Source organism: Bacillus sp. AFS015802, from assembly GCF_002561455.1.
GTDB lineage: Bacteria > Bacillota > Bacilli > Bacillales > Bacillaceae_B > Rossellomorea.
The window spans coordinates 57,584-79,008 of the sequence record NZ_NTUP01000074.1; the positions used below are offsets into that span (position 1 = coordinate 57,584).

The following is a 21,425-nucleotide window of genomic DNA, read 5'->3' on the forward strand; positions in this document are numbered from 1 at the left end:
TAAGTGCTCTCGAAGTATGGTAGGAAAAGGAGTGAGTCACGATGAGTAAAGGTAAAATCATCGTTGTCGGTGGCGGTTTAGCCGGCCTGATGGCCACAATTAAAGCAGCAGAAAAAGGAACGCAAGTCGATTTATTCTCACTGGTACCCGTTAAGCGTTCTCACTCAGTATGTGCACAAGGTGGTATTAACGGAGCCGTTAATACAAAAGGGGAAGGGGATTCTCCTTGGGAACATTTTGATGATACAGTATATGGTGGGGATTTCTTAGCGAATCAACCGCCTGTCAAAGCAATGACGGAAGCGGCACCAGGGATTATTCATTTACTCGATCGTATGGGAGTTATGTTTAATCGTACACCTGAAGGATTACTGGATTTCCGTCGCTTCGGTGGAACACAGCATCATAGAACCGCTTTCGCCGGTGCTACGACTGGTCAGCAATTATTATACGCCCTTGACGAGCAGGTACGCCGTCATGAAGTGGCTGGATTAGTAAGCAAGTTCGAAGGTTGGGAGTTCCTTGGAGTCGTCATTGATGACGAAGGAGTCGCAAGAGGAATCGTTGCGCAAAACCTTCAAACAATGGAAATCAAATCATTTGCAGCAGATGCCGTGATCATGGCATCAGGCGGACCGGGAATCATCTTCGGAAAGTCTACAAACTCTGTCATCAATACAGGTTCAGCCGCTTCGATCGTTTATCAACAAGGTGCTTACTATGCAAATGGTGAGTTCATCCAAATTCACCCGACAGCCATTCCAGGGGACGATAAACTTCGCCTCATGAGTGAATCGGCACGCGGTGAAGGTGGACGTGTCTGGACGTATAAAGACGGTAAGCCTTGGTACTTCCTTGAAGAGAAGTATCCAGCATACGGAAACCTTGTACCCCGTGATATCGCCACACGTGAAATCTTTGATGTGTGCGTAAACCAAAAGCTTGGTATCAACGGTGAAAACATGGTTTACCTGGATCTATCCCATAAAGATTCAAAAGAGCTTGACATCAAGCTTGGTGGAATCATTGAAATCTATGAGAAATTCATGGGTGATGATCCACGTAAAGTACCAATGAAAATCTTCCCTGCAGTTCACTATTCAATGGGTGGACTATGGGTCGATTATGACCAGATGACGAATATCCCTGGTTTATTCGCGGCTGGTGAGTGTGACTACTCTCAGCACGGAGGAAACCGCTTGGGTGCGAACTCACTACTATCCGCGATCTATGGCGGTATGGTTGCGGGTCCTAATGCCATTAAATATATTGAAGGTCTTGAGAAAACGGTTGAATCCGTCCCTTCTTCCGTATTCGACCGCTATGTGAAACAGGAAGAAGAAAAGTGGAACAACATCATGTCCCTGAATGGCACGGAGAATGCATATGTCATTCATAAAGAGCTTGGAGAATGGATGACGGATAATGTTACCGTTGTACGTCATAACGACAAGCTGAAACAAACGGATGAAAAGATCCAGGAACTGATGGAACGTTACCAAAACATCAATATCAATGATACGGCTAAGTGGAGCAACCAGGGGGCGACTTTCACACGTCAATTGTGGAATATGCTTCAGCTTGCCCGTGTTATCACGATCGGTGCATTAAATCGTAATGAAAGCCGCGGGGCTCATTACAAGCCTGACTTCCCTGAACGTAATGATGAAGAATTCCTGAAGACGACGATGGCTAAGTACAACGCTGCGACCAATTCGCCGGAATTCCATTACGAGGATGTTGATACTTCACTTATCGCACCGCGTAAGCGTGACTATTCTAAAAGCAAAGGGGGAACGAAATGATGAGTGAAAATAAAAAAGTACGTTTTATCATTACTCGTCAAGAAAGCCCGGAAGCAGCCCCTTTCCAAGAAGAGTTCGAACTTGATTACAGACCGAATATGAACGTGATTTCCGCGTTGATGGAAATCCGTCGTAATCCGGTCAATGCAAAAGGGGAACACACCACTCCGATCAACTGGGATATGAACTGTCTGGAAGAGGTATGTGGAGCTTGTTCAATGGTGATCAACGGAAAGCCGAGACAATCTTGTACGGCATTGGTCGATCAACTGGAACAGCCGATCCGTCTTGAGCCAATGCGCACTTTCCCTGTTGTCCGCGACCTGCAGGTAGACCGCAGCCGCATGTTCGACAGTCTGAAGAAAGTAAAAGCATGGATTCCGATTGATGGAACATACGATCTTGGTCCAGGACCGCGTATGCCTGAGAAGAAGCGTCAATGGGCTTATGAATTATCGAAATGTATGACTTGTGGTGTATGTTTGGAAGCATGTCCGAATGTGAATAGTAAGTCAGATTTCATCGGGCCTGCCCCGTTATCTCAAGTCCGCTTGTTCAATGCGCATCCAACGGGTGCCATGAATCAGGATGAGCGTCTTGAATCGATCATGGGAGACGGTGGCCTTGCCAACTGTGGTAACTCTCAAAACTGTGTGCAGTCTTGTCCTAAGGGAATTCCTTTGACGACTTCAATCGCAGCTTTGAACAGAGAAACCACCTTCCAAATGTTCAAGAACTTCTTCGGAAGCGACCATATGGTGGACTGATTTTTTCGAGCTTAAAGCACTTTCCTTCGGGGGAGTGCTTTTTTGTGTTTAAGCAAAAGGTCTATTTGATGAGTGGTCGTTTAAAAAATAGACCGTTCCTTTCCGATGGGAGGAAGTCGGGGATCGGCAGCCGAAGTGAGGAGGCTCACCGCCAGCCCCGTGGAAAACGAGAAGGGCTTAGAGATGCAAATATCTCTGAGCTTTTTCTTTTGTACATGTTCAACAGAACCTAAAGTCCGTTTTATAAATAAGCGGAGGAATTCCGCCTATTTATAAAATAAAACTGAAAATATCTTAAATAGACGGAAAGATTCCGCCTATTTACATAAAAAACGTGAAAATGGATAATTTTACTTCCCTTAATCGGAATATTTCCGCTTATATCCCGAAAAAAGCTCTATTCTTCCTTCTTAACCGGAAAATCTCCGCTTATTTTCAAGCTCAACGGTTCCTGAATAAGGATTAGATTTCTTTCTGAATGACTAATAATCCACACAGTCTCCGTTTCATATATGTTTGACGATATTTGCACCTCTAAAGTAAACCCGTTAAAAAGAAGGGAAGAGCCCCTGCAGGCTCTATTTTATGCTTATAGGTTTCTTATTTTTCAGAAAAAGGGTATAATAAAAAAATGAATAGTCATTCATTTTCGGATTTCATTTCGTTTGATAAAAGGAGGAGCCAATTTGAAACATTTTACATACATTGAAGATATAGAAACATGGCAAAAAGAATTTTCATTTTCTATCCATATAAAGGTCCGGTTTTCTGAGACTGATATGTTTGGACATATGAACAATACGGTCCCCTTCACCTATTTTGAAGAAGCGAGGATCGAATATTTAAAACACATTGGATTTATGCAAAATTGGGTTAAGCCGAAACACGACACGATTCCTGTGGTTGCAGACCTGCAATGTGATTTTGTAAAGCAAGTATTCTTCGACGAAACGTTGAGGATCTATGTGAAGGCGAATCGTGTCGGTCATTCTTCGGTGGATATCCATTATATGGCTCTGAATGAAGAAGATGAGATTTGCTTTATAGGTAGAGGAACCATGGTGCAAATTTCAAAGCAAACCGGTAAAGGTGTTCCGTGGACGGAAGAAATGAGGGAGAAGCTTCACAGCGAAAGGGCGGTTAAAAGCCCGGTATAGCAAGTGAGAGAAATACCTGCCTATTTTTCATTTAACCTCCTTCTCTATGTCACTCTATACCCTACCTTCACATATGATATTCTGACGACCGACAATACCCATCCCCGCGGTTTAAAGCTGGCGAAGGCAAGGAGGGTTACCATAATTGAAGGACAATGATTTTACACACAAACCGTTGCTCACCAAAAGAGAAAAAGAAGTATTCGAACTGTTGGTTCAAGACAAAACAACTAAAGAAATAGCTAGTGATCTATTTATTAGCGAGAAAACAGTTCGAAATCATATTTCCAACGCCATGCAAAAGCTTGGAGTGAAGGGGCGATCTCAAGCTGTTGTAGAGCTTCTTCGCATGGGGGAACTCAAGCTTTAAATGTAAGGGACTGATTCTGATGCCGAACAATTGACGGGTTTCTCCTCGGATGCCTATTAATGTTTGAATGAGAGTCAGTCTCTTTTAGTTCTCATCCATTTAGGAACTTATCTTGAATTTTTGTCTGAAAAAGGCGAAAATGCTAGTAAGGGTGATTCGTGATGAATGAATCATAATCGAAATCGAAGCTAAAGCGGGAAGGCAGACGCTTTCCGGTTTTTCATAGGGAGTACTTGTCCAGTTTCTGATAATAAAAGGAGAGAAATAATGACGAATTCTAAAGACCAATCCAATGGAGATCTACAAGTTGTGGCAGATATAGAGAAAGACCTGCGATACATATCATCGATCATCAAGCAAAAAGGAAGGGAAATATTAAGTCAGTATGCGATCACGCCTCCGCAGTTCATTGCGCTTCAGTGGTTATTCGAGTACGGGGACATGACGATCGGGGATCTGTCGAATAAGATGTACCTCGCGTGCAGTACGACGACGGATCTTGTGGACCGGATGGAAAAAAATCAGCTGGTCGAACGGGTCAAGGATGAAAATGATCGCCGGGTCGTGCGCATTCATATGTTAAAAGAGGGCGAAAGAATTATTGAAGAAGTGATCAAAAAAAGGCAAAATTATCTTCAGAGTGCTTTAGGGGACTTCTCTGACCAGGAAGTGCTATTATTAAAGGATCATTTAGCAAAACTTCATCAAGAAATTAAACCAGAATGAGGGAATAATGTGATTCAACCAATCGGCATCATTGATTCTGGGGTAGGGGGACTGACCGTTGCTAGGGAAGTGATGCGGCAGCTGCCAAAAGAGACCATCTACTATTTAGGTGACACAGCCCGTTGTCCCTACGGACCCAGATCAGCTCAAGAAGTAAAAACGTTCACATGGGAAATGACTCAATATCTCATGCAATATGATATCAAAATGCTGATCATCGCCTGCAATACAGCCACTGCGGTTGTCCTCGATGAAATTCAGACCCATCTGGATATTCCGGTGATCGGGGTCATTCACCCCGGGGCGAGGGCTGCGATCAAGCATACTCATAATAAAAGAATCGGCGTCCTCGGAACCGTGGGGACGATTCACAGCGGCGCCTATGTAGATGCCCTGCATTCCCTCCACGGAAGCCTGGACGTCACGTCGCTTGCCTGTCCGAAGTTTGTTCCGTTAGTGGAAAGTGGTGAGTATGACAGTTCCATGGCAAGTGATATTGTGGGGGAAACCCTTCATCCCCTTAAAGATTCCGGGATCGATACCTTGATCTTAGGGTGTACCCATTATCCCCTGTTACAACCGACGATACAGGCCTATATGGGGCCCGGTGTCAGTGTGATCAGCTCCGGGGACGAAACCGCGCGGGAAGTCAGTACGATCCTTGATTATTACAATCTCCTTTACAGGGGAGTCCACCAGCCGGAGCACCGCTTTTTCAACACAGGTTCCTCGGCGATCTTTTCACAGATTGCCTCTGATTGGCTGACAGTCGGTGAAGTAAAAGCAGAAACCATCCAATTACAAGGGTAAGATCTTGTAATTGGATGGTTTTTTGTATTGTTGTTTTTATTGTGAAAAGTTTCGGTCTATTTTTCAGCCGGGGCTCGTATATATGTTAGTACAAACTGTCTTTTAGGAGGTTTCCCAATGGCGAAAAAAGCAAAGGTGTCAATAGCGGTAACGGTTTTAGCTTCTTCCATGTATCTCTCAGGTTGTGGATTACTCAGTTTCGGTGATGATAAGGAGAAAATCGATCCCCCTCAAGACCTTTCCTACTTAAAAGAAGGGGAGAAAGTCGATACAGCCAAGAAAGAGGATTCAGAGAAAAAGGTCAGCAAGGAAGAAGCGGATGCAGAGACCGTGATGACGGAACTTTATTTAATCGATAAAAATGGTTATGTGGTATCCCAGGCCATCCCTCTGCCAAGTCAGGAAAGCGTGGCCAAACAGGCACTTGAATACCTGGTGGTGAACGGTCCGGTCCAAAATATCCTGCCAAACGGCTTCCGTGCTGTATTGCCGGCGGATACACAAGTGACGGTCGATATTAAAGATGGAAAAGCGATTGCTGATTTTTCCCCGGAATTTAATAACTATCAGCCTGAAGATGAGCAGAAAATCCTGCAATCCGTCACGTGGACATTGACCCAGTTTGATTCAGTTAAGAGCGTGGAGCTTCGTGTAAACGGGTATCCGCTGACAGAGATGCCTGTGAATGGGACACCGATCGATGAAAAGGGATTAACGAGAAAAGTCGGGATCAACGTGGATACTTCCGGAGTGGTGGATCCTACGAGTACTAAACCACTGACGGTATACTATGTAGCGCAAACGGATGATAAGACGTATTATGTCCCTGTGACTAAACGCGTCAGCTCCAAATCAGTGGATGAAGTGAAGGCAGTGGTAAATGAGCTGATCGAAGGACCCGGGTATTCCTCTTCTCTCGCAAGTGACTTTACGGGTGCGAAGCTATTGGATGATCCGAAGCTTGAGGATGGAACCGTCACGCTGAACTTTAACGAAGCGGTATATGGAAGCCTGGAAGAAAAAATGGTTTCTGAACACATGCTTAATTCACTCGTCCTTTCCTTGACGGAGCAAAAGGGCATCAAAGGGGTCTCAGTACTGGTTAATGGTGAAGCGACTACCGTTTCTAAAGACGGTGAAACGGTAACCGAACCGGTGACAAGGCCGGAAAATGTGAATGCAATTAGTTTTTAAATCACGATTTTTTGATATACTATTATAGAATCACCGAAAAGAGGTTGGCAGATTGCCGCCTCTTCTATTTTTGAGTAGACCTATTTTTACATAACGTACAAACAAACAGGAGGGAATTATATGAGATCAGACGGCAGAGAAAAGAATCAATTGCGTCCTATCGAAATCGAGACAGACTATGTCAAGCATCCGGAAGGCTCTGTATTGATAACGGTTGGAGAAACGAAAGTCATTTGTAACGCGAGTATCGAAGAAAGAGTGCCTCCTTTTATGAGGAACAGTGGAAAGGGCTGGATCACGGCTGAATATTCCATGCTTCCGAGAGCCACGGAAACGAGAAACATCCGTGAATCGTCCAAGGGGAAAATTTCCGGCAGGACAATGGAAATCCAACGGTTGATCGGACGTGCCCTGAGAGCAGTGGTGGATTTGGATGCGTTGGGGGAACGAACGATCTGGATCGATTGTGACGTCATCCAGGCAGATGGAGGCACGAGGACGGCTTCGATCACAGGGGCTTTCGTTGCCATGGCACTGGCCCTTGCCAAGCTTCAGGATAATAAGAAGATTTCATCATTCCCTCTCAAAAGCTTCCTGGCGGCTACAAGTGTCGGGATCGTGGAAGAACATGGGGCGGTCCTTGATTTGAATTATATTGAAGATAGCAGCGCGCTGGTGGATATGAACATCATCATGACCGGTGAAGGTGAATTTGTGGAGCTTCAGGGAACCGGTGAAGAAGCAACCTTCACGATGGATCAATTGTACCAAATGCTGAAACTTGGACAAGAGGGGATTCACGAACTCTTCCAGATTCAGCAGCAATCATTAGGGGATATCGTAAAAAGATTTCAATAAAGGGATGAGAGACCGATGACAAAACGAGTGATCATAGCCACTAAGAACAGGGGAAAAGCAAAAGAATTCCAACATATGTTTGCGCCTTACGGGTATGAGGTACAAACATTACTAGACCTTCCCCATATCGAGGATGTAGAAGAAACAGGCGAAACATTTGAGGAAAATGCGATTTTAAAAGCAGAAACCGTCGCGGATATTTTAGGGGCATTGGTTATCGCGGATGATTCCGGGTTGGCCATCGATGCCCTTGAGGGGCGTCCCGGCGTATACTCTGCACGCTATGCCGGCGAGGAAAAAAGCGACGAGGCAAACATGGAGAAGGTATTACGTGAACTACAATCTGTGGAAGATTCCGACCGCACAGCCCGTTTTTACTGTGTACTTGCCATTGCCGGTCCCGGGAGGGAGACCAAAACGGTGACGGGAACGTGTGAAGGAAAGATTTTGCGTGATAAGAGAGGATCGAATGGGTTTGGTTACGATCCGATCTTCTTCGTCCCTTCCCTTCAAAAGACCATGGCCGAATTGACTCCGGATGAGAAGAGCGGAATCAGTCATCGCGGTCATGCACTGGAGAAGCTTTCGAAAATGATTTCAGACTTCGTTTAAAGGGTGAGCTGAATGAAACTATTAGTTGTTAGTGATAGTCATGGATCCAAGGAAGAATTGATGGATCTATCAAGGAAATATCAGTCAGGCGTCGATGCTATGATCCACTGTGGTGACTCCGAGTTGAGTGCCGATGATCCTGCGTTGTCCCCTTACCTTGTCGTTCGGGGGAATTGTGACATGGATGCACGGTTGCCTGACGACCTGGTAGAGAAGGTCGGCGGGCATTCGATCCTGGTGACTCACGGACATCACTATGGGATCAAAATGTCACTGATGAAGCTGCGTTACAGAGCGGAAGAGGCCGGGGCACAGTTTGTGTTCTTCGGCCACTCACATACTCTGGGGGCGGAATTGAATGACGGCACACTATTTCTGAATCCCGGAAGCATCCTGCTGCCGAGGGGCAGGAGTGAGCGGACCTATGCCCTGGTGGAGGCCCAAGATCAAGAAATAAAGGTCACCTTTCTGACGCACGATCATGTGGTGCTGGATGAATTGACGCAAACGTTTAACTTGTAAAGCAAATGAAGGGAACCCGTATCGTAAGGGTTCCCTTCATGATTTGCGGTATAAAACAGAAAGGTGAAAAATAAAATAAAACTTTTTCTGAAAACCTGTTGACTTATTTATGCTATGTGAATATAATAAATATTGTCCTTGAAAAACAAATAACGAAAAAAACACGTCCCAGTAGCTCAGCTGGATAGAGCAACGCCCTTCTAAGGCGTCGGTCGGGAGTTCGAATCTCTCCTGGGACGCCATAATCATTACATACGAACCTTGGTATCAGGGTTTTGACTAACAAGGGGTACTGACACAGTAAACTGTGAGGGTATCTCTTTTTTTATCCAATGTATGATACTAGCAATATTATTTATATCTTGTCCCAGTAGCTCAGCAGGATAGAGCAACAGTTTCCTAAACTGTAGGTCGGGAGTTCGAATCTCTTCTGGGACGCCATCCATCCTACATACCAAAGCTTACCTTGTGAAGGTAAGCTTTTTTTGTTATCCAAAAGATATCGTGCTAAACTAAAGGCAACTAAACAGTATAGGCAGGTACGTTTTATGACTAAGGAAAACCATGAAGGAAAAGGGAAGATTGTACAGTTTCCAGGATTGAAGGAACGGCTGCTGGAAAAAGGGATACAGGCTTTGGAAAAGGGTGAGGTCCATGAATCCTCAGATCTTCTTACACAGGCTTATGAATTAGAACCGGATAACCCGGATATCAATACTGCACTCGTATTATCACTTTATGAAAGCAAGCAGTATGACAAAGCCGGATCCTTGTGTAAAGAGATGCTCCATGAAGGAATCGGAGACTACTTCGAGGTTGTCGATATGTATCTGATGATCCTCATCCAGCTTCATCAGCACAAAGAAGTGATTGATACGATCAATGCCTTGTTCGATGAAAAAGAAGTCCCTTTTGAAAAGGAAGATCATTTCCGGAAGCTTCTTCACTTCAGTGAGAAGGTAGTGAACGGAAAAGAGCCCATTCCTGAAGAAGACGCATCCAAAGAGGATCTATCGTCTATCCTGACAGGGAAGAGCCTGGAGGAGCAGACGCTCACCGTGGCACAGCTCGTTCATCGCAATATCCGTCCGTTTGCGGTTGAGCTGGAGGCGGTTTTAAGGGACCCAGATGCCCATCCATTTTTACAAACGATGATCTTAAATGTTTTAAGAGAGCATGGAATGGATAAAGAAGTCATTGTGATCAAGTTTGGAAGGGAAGAACGAGTGTCACCTTCAACATTGGAAGATGTGTTCGAATCTGATTTCTTCACCGGGGTAACAAACACCCTTGATGATCTGCTGGCTCAAACAAATCCTACTCTATTTCAGCACGCGCAGGAATTATTGAAGCGGCATGCCTTCCTTCTCTATCCTTTTACACTTGAGGAGGAACCGGAGGAAATCGCTTCGGTGTATGCTTTTTACACGGCAGGGATGTTTGCTGATACTCTCCTTGAAGAAGAGTTAAGAGAACAGGTCGAAAACAGCCGATCTGAGGGTATCCTGGCCAATTTGAAGGAACTAGAGGAAATTTCCTCACCGAATATTTAAAGGCTCTCTGTTGAAACACAGTGGCTGTATGTTATAATGTAATGGTTGTAATGTTAAAGTTTTTCATATATTTACGATGATAGTGCTAGATTCATACGGGACTATCTACTACTATGCGTAAAAAAATTAAGATCAATTATAGATTGTTGGAGGGAACAGTATGTCTGCAAAATGGGAAAAGCAAGAAGGAAACCAAGGAGTACTTACAATTGAAGTTGAAGCTGCAAAAGTAAACGAAGGTTTGGACGCAGCATTCAAAAAAGTTGTAAAACAAGTGAACGTACCAGGATTCCGTAAAGGGAAAATGCCTCGCGGAATGTTCGAAAAACGTTTTGGTGTTGAATCACTTTACCAAGATGCATTAGATTTCATCTTACCTGAAGCGTATGCAAAAGCAATCGAAGAAACGGGAATCGATCCAATCGACCGTCCGGAAATCGATGTTGAGCAAATGGAAAAAGGCAAAGACTTGATCTTCACTGCAAAAGTACAAGTGAAGCCAGAAGTGAAACTTGGCGATTACAAAGGTCTTGAAGTAGAAAAAATGGAAACAGAAGTAACAGCTGAAGATGTTGAAGCTGAACTTACTTCACTTCAAGAAAAACAAGCTGAGCTTGCGGTTAAAGAAGAAGGAAAAGCTGAAGAAGGCGACACAGTAACGATGGATTTCGAAGGATTCGTTGACGGTGAAGCATTCGAAGGCGGACAAGCTGAGAACTACTCACTTGAATTAGGTTCTGGTCAGTTCATCCCAGGATTCGAAGAGCAATTAGTCGGTGTTGCAGCAGGAGAAGAGAAAGAAGTAGAAGTGAACTTCCCTGAGGAATACCATGCAGCTGAACTTGCTGGCAAGCCTGCTACATTCAAAGTGAAAGTTCATGAAATCAAAGCAAAAGAACTTCCGGCTCTAGACGATGAGTTCGCGAAAGACGCTGACGAAGAAGTTGAAACACTTGCTGAACTGAAAGAAAAAATCGAAAAACGCCTTCAAGAGTCTAAAAAGAACGAAGCTGAAACAGCCGTTCGCGAAACTCTTGTAAATAAAGCTTCTGACAACGCTGAAGTTGAAATTCCAGAAGTAATGGTGAAAGCCGAAGTAGACCGCATGATGCAGGAGTTCGAACAACGTCTGCAAATGCAAGGTATGAACCTTGATCTTTACTTCCAATTCTCTGGTCAATCAGAAGAAGATCTTCGTGCTCAAATGACAGAAGATGCAGGTAAACGCGTTCGCACAAACCTGACACTCGAAGCAATCGCAGCAGCTGAAAACCTTGAAGTGACTGACGAAGAAGCAGAAGAAGAAGTAAACAAAATGGCTGAACAATACAACATGTCTGCTGACAACATCAAACAAGCACTAGGTGGTCTTGACACACTTAAAGCTGACCTGAAAGTTCGTAAAGCAGTAGAATTCCTTGTTGAAAACAGCAAAACTGTAGCATAATAAAAATAGCAAACAAGGCGCGAATCTTCGTGCCTTGTTTTGTACAATGAAGCATCTTATTACACCGTATTTTGGCTCATTCGTGTGAAAACGAATGTTTCACACGCTTTTCAGCATAGCTGAAAAGTTGCCACAGAAACAAAAAACNNGTTTTTTGTTTCTGTGGCAAAATGAGCCAAAATACTATACTCTGTTGATTAAGAAACTTTCTCCATCATTTAAGAATAAGAACCACTATTTTTGGAAAAAGCTTATGAAACGGGGTTGCATTACTTTTCACCATGAACATACATAATAAGATTCCTTACATCACCTTACTTCAATTGGACAAAATAAACTTTAGCAATGTAAAAGATTTGCTAAAATGCACGATACATAATAAGATGATTCTTAAGAATCGTATCAATTTCTTTACGGACATATAATATGATAAAATGCAGTACATAACTTTAGGTAATAGGGATGTAAGGAATCGTTCGTTTATTGAAACAGAGCACGATTTTATGAAGTTTTAACGAAGGGGTGAAAATCATTGTTTAAATTTAATGATGAAAAAGGGCAACTAAAATGTTCTTTTTGCGGAAAAACACAAGACCAAGTTCGTAAACTAGTCGCTGGACCAGGTGTGTATATTTGTGATGAGTGTATCGAGCTTTGCACGGAAATCGTGGAAGAAGAGCTGGGTACGGAAGAAGAAGTTGAATTCAAGGACGTTCCGAAACCTCGTGAAATCCGTGGAATTCTGGATGAATATGTCATCGGTCAGGATCAGGCCAAGAAATCACTTGCTGTAGCCGTTTACAACCACTATAAGCGTATCAACTCCAGCAGCAAAGTGGATGACGTTGAATTATCTAAGAGTAATATCGCCATGATTGGACCTACTGGTAGCGGTAAAACCCTGCTTGCCCAGACACTGGCGCGTATCCTGAACGTTCCTTTCGCCATCGCCGACGCGACTTCTTTAACAGAAGCCGGTTACGTTGGGGAAGATGTTGAGAATATCCTGTTGAAATTGATCCAGGCAGCTGATTACGATGTAGAAAAAGCTGAAAAAGGGATCATCTACATCGATGAAATCGATAAAGTGGCACGTAAATCTGAAAATCCTTCGATTACTAGAGATGTTTCAGGTGAAGGGGTTCAACAAGCCCTCTTGAAGATTCTTGAAGGTACGGTAGCAAGCGTTCCTCCTCAAGGTGGACGCAAGCATCCTCATCAGGAATTCATCCAGATCGATACGTCCAATGTCCTGTTCATTTGTGGGGGAGCATTCGACGGAATCGAGCAGATCATCAAACGCCGTTTAGGTCAAAAGGTCATCGGCTTCGGTTCAGATCCTAAAAACGCTGAAGTAAAAGAAGATAAATCCCTACTTTCCAAAGTTGTTCCTGAAGACCTATTGAAGTTCGGTCTGATCCCGGAATTCATCGGTCGTTTACCGGTTATTTCAAGCCTTGAGCCTCTAGATGAAGAAGCGCTGGTTGAAATCCTGACAAAACCTAAAAATGCATTGGTGAAACAATACCAAAAAATGCTTGAATTAGATGATGTCGAGCTTGAGTTCACAGAAGATGCCCTTCTGGAAATCTCTAAAAAAGCCATCGAACGTAAAACGGGAGCACGTGGATTACGTTCCATCATCGAAACCATGATGCTCGATGTAATGTTCGATCTACCTTCACGTGATGACATTAAAAAATGTATCATCACCAAAGAAACGATCCTGGAAGATGCCGCTCCACACCTCATGCTAGAAGATGGAACCGTCATCGATCCAAACGAAGAAAAGACATCAGCATAATAGCTTTAACTAAAGCCAAGAATGATTCTTCATTCTTGGCTTTTTTAATGTGGTGAAAAGCTGTAGAGACGACTCCTGGGGCAATAACAGGACAGGAGAACCGCAGGCTTTGCATAGCAGTAATTGAATTTCAATAAGGGAGCTATCATAATTTAGCACAGAGTGGATTGTAGCGGAAGGCACTTGACTCCTGCGGGGAATAGAGGAAAGGTCGAGACCCCGCAGGGCAAAGCCCGAGGAGGCTCGACTTCCTCCCCGCGGAAAGCAAGTGCCTGGAGCGGAAAGGAACGGACTCCGTTTTCATACTATCGCTTGTTACCATCAGTAGCTGTTCAATATTTCTATATTTTACTCGCTTTTGAACCGGAACTTTTTTGTTTATTCCCACAAGGTCAAGGAGATACTAACCGATAACAACTTGTATCTACTTGGAGGGAGACGAATGAGCTTTACTAGCATCGCTTTATTTATCCAATTATTCTTCGGAATCATCATTGGATTGTACTTCTGGAACCTGTTGAAAAACCAGCGAACGCAAAAAGTTTCCATTGACCGTGAATCAAAAAAAGAAATGGAAGAACTCCGAAAGATGAGATCCATTTCATTGACAGAACCCCTTGCCGAAAAAGTAAGACCATCAACCTTTGAAGATATCGTAGGCCAGGAAGATGGAATAAAAGCATTGAAAGCAGCCATTTGCAGTCCGAATCCTCAGCATGTCATCATCTATGGACCTCCTGGTGTCGGAAAAACGGCAGCAGCCCGTTTGGTCCTCGAAGAAGCAAAGAAAAATATGAAGTCCCCTTTTAAGTCTTCCGCCGTTTTTGTTGAACTGGATGCCACAACGGCACGATTCGATGAACGCGGGATTGCCGATCCGCTGATCGGTTCCGTCCATGATCCCATCTATCAAGGAGCGGGAGCCATGGGACAGGCAGGGATCCCTCAGCCGAAACAAGGTGCTGTGACGAATGCCCACGGAGGCGTATTATTCATCGACGAAATCGGGGAATTACATCCGATTCAGTTGAATAAGCTATTAAAAGTACTGGAAGACCGCAGGGTTTTCCTTGAGAGTGCATACTACAATGAAGAGAATCATCAAATTCCCACCCATATACATGATATTTTCAAAAACGGCCTGCCGGCTGATTTCCGCTTGATCGGCGCGACGACCCGTACACCGAGTGAACTCCCTCCCGCCATCCGCTCAAGATGCATGGAGGTTTTCTTCAGGGAGTTAGAGCATGATGAAGTGAAAAAAGTAGCGGCAGGTGCCGTTGAAAAGGTAGAGATGACGATCAGTGACAAAGGTCTCGAGACCCTGGCGTCTTATGCACGCAATGGGCGTGAAGCCGTCAATATGGTCCAGATCGCAGCCGGGGTTGCCATCACCGAAAATAGAAAAGAAATCTATGATCATGAGCTTGAATGGATCATCCAATCGAGCCAGCTGTCCCCGCGCTATCAGAAAAAAATCAATGAAGAAGCCACGATCGGTCTGGTCAATGGGTTAGCCGTGACGGGACCGAACACAGGATCCTTGCTTGAAATCGAAGTGAATGTCATTCCCGCTCCCGATAAAGGGACCATCAACGTGACGGGGATTGTGGAAGAAGAAAGCATCGGAGACCGGAGTAAATCCATCAGGCGAAAAAGTATGGCGAAAGGCTCGATCGAAAACGTGATCACAGTCCTTCGTTCCATGGGAGTGCCTGCCGATCAATATGACATCCATGTGAATTTCCCTGGCGGAGTTCCGGTGGATGGCCCTTCAGCGGGGATTGCCATGGCCCTGGGCATCTATTCGGCCATTTACCGCATCCCCATCAAGCATACGATTGCCGTCACCGGAGAAATCAGTATTCATGGATCCGTGAAGCCTGTCGGAGGGGTGTATCCGAAGGTGAAGGGTGCGAAGCTTGCCGGGGCGACAATGGCCATCATCCCTTTTGACAATCAGCAGGCGATGCTAAGTGAAATAGAAGGAATCGAAGTGGTCCCGGTCAAACAGCTCAAGGAAGTTCTGGACCTGGCCCTTCTGAAAGAACCCCTTCCCCAAACTGAACTCGTCTCCGAACAAAATAAGAAAAGTGTATAGACTGTGTTGACCGATTCGGGTCTATCCGAATCGGTTTGTTTTTGAACGGGGTGGTTACAGGAATAATCGGAAGTGCCACCCGAATAAAGTTGTAAATACCTATTTAATAGACACTACCTAGTAAATAAGTTAGAATTGTACAAAGACTCATGAGCAAAATTCGGAGGTGTTATATGTGGCAAAACAAAATAATTTAACGGTTCCCCTCCTTCCATTAAGAGGCTTACTTGTGTATCCGACAATGGTCTTGCATTTAGATGTTGGACGTGAGCGCTCCGTACAGGCTTTGGAAAAAGCCATGATGGATGATCATTTAATTTTCTTAACGACTCAAAGAGATATGAATATAGATGAGCCCACACAGGAAGATTTCTACGAAATGGGAACCCTGACCAAGGTTAAGCAGATGCTTAAATTGCCTAACGGGACCATCAGGGTACTGGTAGAGGGATTGAACCGTGCGTCGATTTCCTCATTCACGGAGCAAAAGGACTTCTATGAAGTGACTGTGAAGGAATTCCAGGATTCTGAAGTGAAAGAATCGGAAACAGACGCTTTAATGAGGACGTTACTGAATTACTTTGAACAATACATAAAGCTATCAAAAAAGGTTTCAGCTGAAACATATTCGACGGTTTCAGATATCGAAGAACCAGGGAGACTTGCGGATATCGTTGCATCCCATCTTCCCCTGAAAATGAAGGAAAAGCAGAACGTCCTTGAAACTCTCGATATTAAGAAGAGGCTTCAAATGGTGATCGAAACGATCAACAATGAAAAAGAAGTGCTGAGCTTAGAGAAAAAAATCGGCCAACGCGTAAAGCGTTCCATGGAAAGAACACAAAAAGAGTATTATCTTCGGGAACAAATGAAAGCAATCCAAAAGGAATTAGGCGACAAAGAAGGAAAAACGGGTGAAATTGAAGATTTGACGGCAAAGATCGAGCAGGCCGATATGCCGGAAGAGGTGGAAATCACGGCATTGAAAGAGCTTGCCCGTTATGAGAAAGTACCTTCAAGCTCGGCGGAAAGCTCTGTGATCCGCAACTACATTGAATGGCTGGTTTCCTTACCGTGGTCCACTGAAACGGAAGACCAATTGGACATCAAGCGGTCTGAACACATTTTAAACAGGGATCATTATGGTCTTGAAAAGGTCAAAGAACGAGTGCTGGAATATCTGGCCGTTCAACAATTGACTCAATCCCTCAAAGGACCTATCCTATGTCTTGCGGGACCCCCGGGAGTCGGGAAAACGAGCTTGGCACGTTCCGTGGCTGAATCTCTCGGACGCAATTTCGTACGCATCTCCCTCGGAGGCGTCCGTGATGAGTCTGAAATCAGGGGCCACAGACGGACGTATGTAGGAGCCATGCCGGGACGGATCATCCGCGGTATGAAAAAGGCAGGCACCATCAATCCTGTTTTCCTTCTCGATGAGATCGATAAAATGTCCAGTGATTTCAGGGGAGATCCGTCTTCTGCCATGCTTGAGGTACTCGATCCCGAGCAGAATTCGAATTTCAGCGATCACTATATTGAAGAGACCTATGACTTATCAAAAGTCATGTTCATCGCGACGGCAAATGATCTTTCCACCATTCCCGGTCCACTCCGGGACAGAATGGAAATCATTACGATAGCCGGTTATACAGAGCTTGAAAAATTAAATATCGCCAAGCATCATTTACTGGAAAAACAAATCAAAGATCACGGTTTGAACAAGTCGAAGCTTCAAGTAAGAGACGAAGCGATCGTTGATATCGTACGCTATTATACAAGGGAAGCCGGTGTAAGGAGCCTGGAGCGCCAGCTGGCAGCCCTTTGCAGGAAAACGGCGAAGATCATCGTTTCAGGTGATAAGAAGCGCGTAGTGATCACTTCAAGCAATATTGAAGAGTTCCTTGGAAAGAAAAAATTCCGTTATGGTCAGGCTGAATCAGAAAATCAGATCGGTGTTTCAACGGGTCTTGCCTATACCACTGTGGGCGGGGACACATTGCAGATCGAAGTATCCCTTGCACCTGGTAAAGGGAAGCTTGTCCTCACCGGTAAGTTGGGGGATGTCATGAAGGAATCGGCTCAGACAGCCTTCAGTTACGTCCGATCCAAGGCGGGGGAGCTTGGGATTGACGAGAGTTTCCACGAGAAACATGATATTCACATCCACGTTCCCGAAGGAGCCGTACCGAAAGACGGTCCTTCAGCCGGGATCACGATCACGACGGCACTCGTATCAGCCCTGACAGGGAAATACGTGAACCGTGAAGTAGGGATGACAGGTGAAATGACCCTGAGAGGAAGAGTCCTTCCAATCGGAGGCGTGAAAGAAAAAACATTAAGCGCACATCGGGCCGGAATTAAAACGATCATCCTTCCGAAAGACAATGAAAAGGATATCGACGACATTCCGGAGAGTGTAAGGGGAGAATTAACGTTCATCCTTGTATCCCACATCGATGAAGTCTTAGAGAAAGCATTAGTAGGTGAAAAGAAGTGAAAGTAAATCAAGTTGAGTTAGTCATCAGTGCAGTCAGGCCTGAACAATATCCTGGCGATTTTCTTCCGGAGTTTGCCTTGGCGGGACGCTCGAATGTAGGGAAATCTTCCTTCATCAACAAAATGATCGGCCGCAAGAGCATGGCAAGGATTTCATCCAAGCCGGGTAAAACCCAGACGCTGAATTTTTATAAAATAGAAGAAACCCTCTATTATGTCGACGTACCCGGTTATGGTTTTGCCAAAGTCTCCAAAACAGAACGGGAAGCATGGGGGAAGATGATCGAAACGTATATCACTTCCCGTGAGCAGCTCAGGGCAGTCATCCTGATCGTGGACCTGCGCCATGCTCCGACCAATGATGATGTCATGATGTATGATTTCCTCAAGCATCATGAACTGCCGTGTATCGTCATTGCCACCAAAGCGGACAAGATCCCGAAAGGCAAATGGCAGAAGCACCTCAAAGTCACTAGGGAAACGCTGAACATGGACAGTGAGGATGACCTCATCATGTTCTCATCCGAAACAGGCCTTGGAAAAGACAAAGCCTGGGACGCCATCAAATCGTATTATAAATGATCTTGTAAAGAACCGATTTCCATTTATGGAGGTCGGTTCTTTTTTTGACTGAAAAGTAGTCATAAAGAAGGTCTACCGAAGTCCGTATAAGGTTTTTTGGCCTATATGACGAAAGCATATGAAAGGAAATGAAAGGATAGGGACGTATATGTATCCATATCAAAGCTGAATTGGGTTCATCCACTAAAATGGATAATTATAAGCTCTGGAAGCTATATTTGAATTTTGAGAATTTTCTCTTTTGTTGATAAAATTATGAAAGATTAAAAATATTACAAGCTACATAAGGGGGACTCTAGACAGTGAAGAATTGGAAAAGCCTAGTCTTGTTAGTACTTGCTGCACTTCTTCTATCCGCTTGCGGAGACAAAGCTACAACAGAGAGTGGTGCGAAGTTAGTGGAGGAAGGCAAATTCGTTTATGCAGCTTCAGGTGAATTCAAGCCATTCAGTGTGACGAATAATGATGGAACCATGTCAGGATTCGATATTGAAGTGGCAGAAGCAGTAGCAAAAGAAATGGGTCTTGAACCCGAACAGAAGAAATTTAAATTTGCAGGAATCGTAGAAGGGGTAAAATCCGGACGTTTCGATGCGGCGGTTGCCAGTCATACGATCACGGAAGATCGCTTGAAGGAAGTGGACTTCTCGACTCCTTATTATTATTCCGGACCGCAGATTTTCGTACGTAAAGACAGCGATGTTGAAACATTGGATGATTTGAAGGACAAGGAAATTGCTGTATCCAAAGGATCAACATATGCAGAAACAGCCAAGGAAGTAACGGATAAAATCCAGGCATACGATAGTGACGTTGTTGCACTTGAGGCGTTAAATAAAGGCAAACATGATGCCGTCATCACTGATTTCATCACAGGTAAAGAAGCGATTGCTTCAGGCCTTGACATTGAAGCGCGTGAGCTGATCGGCCGCAGTGAGCAGGCCATCGCTGTAAGTAAAGACAATGAAGCCCTGCTCAAAGAAGTCAATAAAGCTCTTGAAACACTAAGGGAAGACGGGACATTGAAGAAGATCAGTGAAAAATATTTCAATACAGACATTACATCAGATCCTGAGAAAGAGTAAGAGCAGCATGACACAGAGCGAATGTGCTTCTATGCGCATTCGCTTTTTGTCTTAAAGTGAGAATAGATTGAACGGAGGGAAGTCCATGCATTTTTTAGAAACCTTTGCCGGTACATATGATGTTTTTCTTAAAGGGATGTTATTAACGTTCCAGTTAACCTTTGTTTCGGTCCTGATTGCGATCGTGATCGGTCTGTTTTTCGCCTTTCTAAAGATTTCAGGGATCAAGCCATTGTCCCTGCTTGCGGATTTATACATTTTCGTTGTACGGGGAACACCTTTGATTGTTCAAATCTTTATCTTCTATTTCGGATTGACTTCATTGAATATTTCAGGCTTCTGGTCTGTCGTCATGGGGCTTGCTTTCCATAACGGGGCGTATATAGCGGAGATCTTCCGCGGAGCCATTCAATCCATCGACAAAGGACAAATGGAAGCGGGACGTTCCCTGGGGATGTCTCTCGGATTGTCCATGAGAAGGATCATCCTTCCACAGGCATTCAGACGTGCCCTGCCGCCCCTTGGAAATCAATTCATCATTGCTTTGAAGGATTCGTCCCTTGCTTCCTTCATCGGGATGTTCGAATTGTTCAGCGTGGCGACGACACTCGGATCGAATAACTTTGATTATATGACATACCTGCTTGTAGTAGCGATCTATTACCTGGTTCTTGTATTACTATTCTCTACGATCGTCAATATAATTGAAAAACGTATGTCTATCAGTGATTAAGAATGATGCGGGAGGGATGAGAATGAGTCAGGAAATGATTAAAGTAGAGAAATTAAATAAATCCTTCGGTGATTTGCACGTCCTGAAGGATATTGATATCAGCGTAAGGGAAAGTGATGTTGTTTGCCTCATCGGAGCCAGTGGATCAGGAAAGAGTACGTTGCTCCGCTGCCTTAACTTTCTGGAGTTGAAAGATAATGGGAAGGTTGTCATCGAGGGGGATGAGATCAATCAGGATACCCATGATTTGAATAAAATCCGTCAGAAGGTGGGAATGGTATTCCAGCATTTCTACCTCTTTCCCCACAAAACCGTGTTGGAAAATGTGATGGAGGCACCGGTTCATGTAAAGGGTGTTGCAAAAGCGGAAGCAAGGAAGGATGCCAAAGAGCTGTTGAAGAAAGTCGGCCTTGGGGACAAGGAGGATGTCTATCCTTCAAAGCTGTCAGGTGGACAGAAGCAGCGTGTCGCCATCGCGCGTGCCCTGGCGATGAAACCTGAGATCATGCTGTTTGATGAGCCTACCTCGGCTTTGGATCCTGAATTGGTCGGAGAAGTTCTCTCCACCATGAAGGAACTTGCCCTTGAAGGGATGACAATGGTCGTCGTGACCCATGAGATGGGATTTGCCAGGGAAGTAGCCGATTGGGTCGTCTATATGCACGATGGCCGGATCGTTGAAGTGGGGCCGCCTCAAGAGCTGTTTCATTCACCAAAGGAGCAGCGGACGAAAGAGTTTTTGGACTCGGTTCTCTAATAGAACAAGAAAAAGCCCGGACATTAGACTGACCTAGTCGTAT

The 21,425-nt window shown here is 44.5% G+C and carries 19 protein-coding genes and 2 tRNA genes; all 21 read left to right on the top strand.

Going from position 1 to position 21,425, the window contains the following annotated elements; translation table 11 throughout:
• The first annotated feature begins 41 nt into the window (after positions 1-41).
• The 21 genes from sdhA (at position 42) to CN378_RS22155 (ending at position 21,382) form a co-directional block, all read left to right on the top strand.
• Positions 42-1,805 carry a succinate dehydrogenase flavoprotein subunit gene (gene sdhA, locus CN378_RS22050; protein WP_098354648.1) on the top strand — a complete coding sequence of 588 codons (1,764 nt, stop codon included), beginning with the start codon at positions 42-44 and terminating at the stop codon, positions 1,803-1,805.
• Entirely contained in the window at positions 1,805-2,572 is a 768-nt protein-coding gene (gene sdhB, locus CN378_RS22055; RefSeq protein ID WP_098354669.1) for a succinate dehydrogenase iron-sulfur subunit, read from the top strand. The genes sdhA and sdhB overlap by 1 nt, the downstream gene beginning before the upstream one ends.
• Before the next feature lie 686 nt (positions 2,573-3,258).
• Positions 3,259-3,729, top strand: coding sequence for an acyl-CoA thioesterase (locus CN378_RS22065; RefSeq protein WP_098354650.1), 471 nt, complete (start codon positions 3,259-3,261; stop codon positions 3,727-3,729).
• A 145-nt stretch (positions 3,730-3,874) separates the two neighbouring features.
• A complete protein-coding gene (locus tag CN378_RS22070; RefSeq protein WP_032087424.1) occupies positions 3,875-4,099 on the top strand; it encodes a helix-turn-helix domain-containing protein in 225 nt (74 codons plus the stop codon).
• Between the two features lie 267 nt (positions 4,100-4,366).
• On the top strand, positions 4,367-4,825 hold the full coding sequence (locus tag CN378_RS22075; RefSeq protein ID WP_098354651.1) for a MarR family winged helix-turn-helix transcriptional regulator: 459 nt from the start codon (positions 4,367-4,369) through the stop codon (positions 4,823-4,825).
• Between the two features lie 9 nt (positions 4,826-4,834).
• Complete coding sequence (gene racE, locus CN378_RS22080) at positions 4,835-5,635, top strand: glutamate racemase (RefSeq protein WP_098354652.1); 801 nt, start codon at positions 4,835-4,837, stop codon at positions 5,633-5,635.
• Between the two features lie 117 nt (positions 5,636-5,752).
• On the top strand, positions 5,753-6,829 hold the full coding sequence (locus tag CN378_RS22085) for a GerMN domain-containing protein (RefSeq protein ID WP_098354653.1): 1,077 nt from the start codon (positions 5,753-5,755) through the stop codon (positions 6,827-6,829).
• Between the two features lie 120 nt (positions 6,830-6,949).
• Positions 6,950-7,687, top strand: coding sequence for a ribonuclease PH (gene rph, locus CN378_RS22090; RefSeq protein ID WP_098354654.1), 738 nt, complete (start codon positions 6,950-6,952; stop codon positions 7,685-7,687).
• Positions 7,688-7,702: 15 nt separating this feature from the next.
• A complete protein-coding gene (locus tag CN378_RS22095; RefSeq protein WP_098354655.1) occupies positions 7,703-8,299 on the top strand; it encodes an XTP/dITP diphosphatase in 597 nt (198 codons plus the stop codon).
• Positions 8,300-8,311: 12 nt separating this feature from the next.
• Positions 8,312-8,821 carry a metallophosphoesterase gene (locus CN378_RS22100; protein WP_098354656.1) on the top strand — a complete coding sequence of 170 codons (510 nt, stop codon included), beginning with the start codon at positions 8,312-8,314 and terminating at the stop codon, positions 8,819-8,821.
• 165 nt (positions 8,822-8,986) lie between these two features.
• A tRNA-Arg gene (locus tag CN378_RS22105) sits at positions 8,987-9,063 on the top strand.
• Positions 9,064-9,185: 122 nt separating this feature from the next.
• A tRNA-Arg gene (locus CN378_RS22110) sits at positions 9,186-9,262 on the top strand.
• A gap of 107 nt (positions 9,263-9,369) precedes the next feature.
• On the top strand, positions 9,370-10,374 hold the full coding sequence (locus CN378_RS22115; protein ID WP_098354657.1) for a tetratricopeptide repeat protein: 1,005 nt from the start codon (positions 9,370-9,372) through the stop codon (positions 10,372-10,374).
• Between the two features lie 160 nt (positions 10,375-10,534).
• Entirely contained in the window at positions 10,535-11,821 is a 1,287-nt protein-coding gene (gene tig / locus CN378_RS22120) for a trigger factor (RefSeq protein ID WP_098354658.1), read from the top strand.
• 532 nt (positions 11,822-12,353) lie between these two features.
• Entirely contained in the window at positions 12,354-13,625 is a 1,272-nt protein-coding gene (gene clpX / locus CN378_RS22125) for an ATP-dependent protease ATP-binding subunit ClpX (RefSeq protein ID WP_098354659.1), read from the top strand.
• Positions 13,626-14,067: 442 nt separating this feature from the next.
• The gene (gene lonB / locus CN378_RS22130; protein ID WP_098354660.1) at positions 14,068-15,726 is read left to right on the top strand and encodes an ATP-dependent protease LonB; all 1,659 of its coding nucleotides are present in this window, start codon (positions 14,068-14,070) and stop codon (positions 15,724-15,726) included.
• Between the two features lie 175 nt (positions 15,727-15,901).
• Positions 15,902-18,226 carry an endopeptidase La gene (gene lon / locus CN378_RS22135; protein WP_098354661.1) on the top strand — a complete coding sequence of 775 codons (2,325 nt, stop codon included), beginning with the start codon at positions 15,902-15,904 and terminating at the stop codon, positions 18,224-18,226.
• Positions 18,223-18,807 carry a ribosome biogenesis GTP-binding protein YihA/YsxC gene (gene yihA, locus CN378_RS22140; RefSeq protein ID WP_098354662.1) on the top strand — a complete coding sequence of 195 codons (585 nt, stop codon included), beginning with the start codon at positions 18,223-18,225 and terminating at the stop codon, positions 18,805-18,807. The genes lon and yihA overlap by 4 nt, the downstream gene beginning before the upstream one ends.
• A 302-nt stretch (positions 18,808-19,109) precedes the next feature.
• Positions 19,110-19,892, top strand: coding sequence for a transporter substrate-binding domain-containing protein (locus CN378_RS22145; RefSeq protein WP_098354663.1), 783 nt, complete (start codon positions 19,110-19,112; stop codon positions 19,890-19,892).
• An 85-nt stretch (positions 19,893-19,977) separates the two neighbouring features.
• Entirely contained in the window at positions 19,978-20,625 is a 648-nt protein-coding gene (locus CN378_RS22150; protein WP_098354664.1) for an amino acid ABC transporter permease, read from the top strand.
• A gap of 34 nt (positions 20,626-20,659) precedes the next feature.
• The gene (locus CN378_RS22155; RefSeq protein ID WP_179885025.1) at positions 20,660-21,382 is read left to right on the top strand and encodes an amino acid ABC transporter ATP-binding protein; all 723 of its coding nucleotides are present in this window, start codon (positions 20,660-20,662) and stop codon (positions 21,380-21,382) included.
• Positions 21,383-21,425 lie beyond the last annotated feature (43 nt).